General features: G+C 54.3%; 3 protein-coding genes and 1 pseudogene. 3 read left to right on the top strand and 1 reads right to left on the bottom strand.

Translation table 11 applies throughout. The annotated features are described in order from the left end of the window. Window positions 1-94 precede the first annotated feature (94 nt). Window positions 95-264: pseudogene (locus tag BMI01S_RS43680) on the bottom strand (IS5/IS1182 family transposase); the annotation flags it as partial. Window positions 265-716: 452 nt separating this feature from the next. On the opposite strand from BMI01S_RS43680, the gene idi reads away from it, so the two are divergent. The 3 genes from idi to BMI01S_RS36770 form a co-directional block, all read left to right on the top strand. After that, window positions 717-1,250, top strand: coding sequence for an isopentenyl-diphosphate Delta-isomerase (gene idi / locus BMI01S_RS40320; RefSeq protein WP_081716340.1), 534 nt, complete (start codon window positions 717-719; stop codon window positions 1,248-1,250). A gap of 8 nt (window positions 1,251-1,258) precedes the next feature. Further along, window positions 1,259-1,939, top strand: coding sequence for an isopentenyl transferase family protein (locus tag BMI01S_RS36775; protein WP_161635584.1), 681 nt, complete (start codon window positions 1,259-1,261; stop codon window positions 1,937-1,939). A gap of 186 nt (window positions 1,940-2,125) precedes the next feature. Beyond that, window positions 2,126-2,740: LOG family protein (locus BMI01S_RS36770; RefSeq protein WP_028215563.1), on the top strand; the 615-nt coding region annotated here is incomplete at its 3' end.

Here is a 2,740-nt window from a genome sequence, read left to right as displayed (position 1 = left end):
GCAGCTCGTCGGTTCGTTTTCCTCCGAAACCTCTAACCCATTCGCCGGCCATATGTGCACCAGAGACGGCGAGCACGCCCGCCGCAGCTGACAGGAGCATCCGCTCCAGTCTAATCGGCGGACGGCCTCGCTTGCCCTTCGGATACTGCGGCTCAATATCCCACAGCAAGCGCGTCCACGAACAGCTTCTCCATCTCCGCCAGAAAGCGCTGTCGCTTCGCACCCTTGCTTTCCCCTTTCTCCAAAACCGAACTGCCGCTTCATGTCGTAGATCCGTTCTGTGAGGCTCCTTCTATAGCGTCCTCGGTGATCTTTGCGATGACCGCCGAGCCGAATAAATCAGTGCTTTTCAGAACAAATGATTCAAAATGATACGATTTTAAATAAATTCTTACATGGATTTATCAAAAAATTCCATCCTTTTCGACTAAGCTTGCGGACCTCGCTAGCCGCATTGATTTTTCTAATATATCGAGCCATTCGGAGGTTTTTCTATGACACATATTGTTATATCTCACGAGCGACAACGTGGAACAGGACGTTTAGGGAAAGATTGGCTACGAACGTATGCTTCGGATTTACTTTCTGAAACAGCGGCACGACTGCTTACAAACTGACTCCTCGCAAGCGCAGGGGACGAACTCATTGACTAGCGCGTCCTTAGCCGCTTTTGGAAGTAAACATTAATAACCAACCTATTGAAAATTTAATTAACTATGGACACCTGCGCCGACCACGTAGTGCTAGTAAACGAATCCGACGAAGCCATCGGCACTGCCGCAAAGCTCGAAGCCCACAGACGCGGCTTGCTGCACCGTGCGTTTTCGATTTTTGTCATCGACGATACCGGAAAACTGCTGCTTCAGCGCAGGGCCGCATCCAAATATCATTCCGGTGGGCTTTGGGCAAACACCTGCTGTGGCCATCCGAGACAACACGAGAAAATTGATGTCGCGGCCAATCGACGCCTTCGAGAAGAGATGGGTTTTAGCTGCGATCTGCGACATGTAGGCATCTTCCTGTACCGCGAGCCGGTAGGATCCGGATTGATCGAGCACGAGATCGATCATCTATTCGTCGGCACATTTTCCGGCACTCCGGAGGCGAACCCCGACGAAGTCTGTGAATGGGACCGCGTAGCCGTCTCCGCGGTAGTGCAACGCCTCTTTGAATCACCCGATGAGTTCACTGCTTGGTTCCGTGCCGCCTTTTCCCATGTGACGCCCTATCTTCCGGGGCAGCCGCTTTGAACGCGCCGTTGCATCTCATCATCGGGCCTACCACGACAGGCAAGACGGGCCGGTCTGTCGAGTTGGCGCAACAGACCGGCGCGAGCGTGATTTCGCTCGACCGGATTCAGTGCCACAGCGAGCTCTCAGTGGGAAGCGGGCGCCCATCGGATACGGAATTGCGCGCGACACGACGGTACTATCTTTGCGATCGCCCTGTCGCTGACGGTGAGTTGCCAGCTGCACAGGCTAACTTGCTGTTACATGATTTGGTCGAGCAACTCCGCCGCCAAAACGAACAGATAATTCTCGAAGGCGGGTCTATGTCGCTGCTTGCCGCAATCAATGCCGACGCTGAGTGGAATCAGTATGAATGGACTGTCGAGCGGCTGCGCCTTCCGACCGCGAACATGTTTCGCGCCAAGGCCTGTACGCGAGTGTGTGAGATGCTGCAGCCTGCTGTTGGACCATCGATGCTCGACGAAGCAGTTGCCGTTTCTTGTGATCCAGATGCGAGCAAAGTACTCCGAGGTATCGTTGGATATCGGACGCTTTTCAAGTACGCAGACCACCACGATATGTCGTTGACTGAACTCGCTCGGTGTTGCTCCGCAAGCGTCCTAGATGCCTTAGTCGATGCCATCATTGCAGATTTCTTGGCATATGCAAAAGTTCAGGAACTGACGTTGCGAGCTCTCTATGGACCATGAAAGCGGGAATCGCATTTACCTCGTTCGCCTAATGTGATTGCATCAACAAATTCATAGCCTTAATTCGGACGGCGATGCCGGCCGTGTCGTCTATGGGGAGACGGCACGGCATTTCGCGAGGCTCGCCAGCGAGCTCAGAATGCGATATATGCGTTGGGCACTCCCTCCAACACGCGGAAACTTGCTATGTCGATTAAAGAAACTAATACGGATACCATACGGGCAGTATGCGTCTATTGCGGCTCATCGCCCGGCAACAATGCTGCCTACGTCGAGGCGGGCGAACAACTGGGTCGTGCACTGGCTGCGTCGGGACTGGCGCTGATCTATGGCGGCGGAACCAGTGGTGTGATGGGAGCAGTCGCCCGCGGAACGCTGAACGTTCGCGGTCAGGTAAGCGCGATCATTCCGAGATTCCTTCTTAACCGAGAGTCCACCATGGACGCGCTGACCATGCTCGAGGATCTGACGATCACCGAAACAATGCACGAGCGAAAGCAGAAGATGTTCGAGCGCGCGGATGCCTTCGTAGTACTGCCGGGCGGAATCGGTACCGTCGACGAAACCATGGAAATCATGACCTGGTGCCAACTCGGAAGACACCGTAAGCCGATGGTATTAGTTAACGTCAAACGCTTCTGGGACCCGATGCTGACAATGCTTGACCATATGCGCCGAGCAGGTTTCATTCATAGCGGCCACCTTCTCCAACCCATTGTGGTTGATCGCGTCGACGACGTTATCCCCGCAATTGTCGCCGCCGCTCCAGCCGCTGCTTATAGGCGCTCCCTACTTCAGCCC

The sequence above is a fragment of the Paraburkholderia mimosarum LMG 23256 = NBRC 106338 genome (assembly GCF_000739815.1).
Lineage (GTDB): Bacteria > Pseudomonadota > Gammaproteobacteria > Burkholderiales > Burkholderiaceae > Paraburkholderia > Paraburkholderia mimosarum.
The sequence above is the reverse complement of the archived record's forward strand: the minus strand, read 5'-3'. Positions and strand labels throughout refer to the sequence as shown.

Bases quoted from the DNA above. Each gene is read 5' to 3' on its own strand.
- idi (WP_081716340.1), top strand. From the start codon at position 717: ATGGACACCTGCGCCGACCACGTAGTGCTAGTAAACGAATCCGACGAA.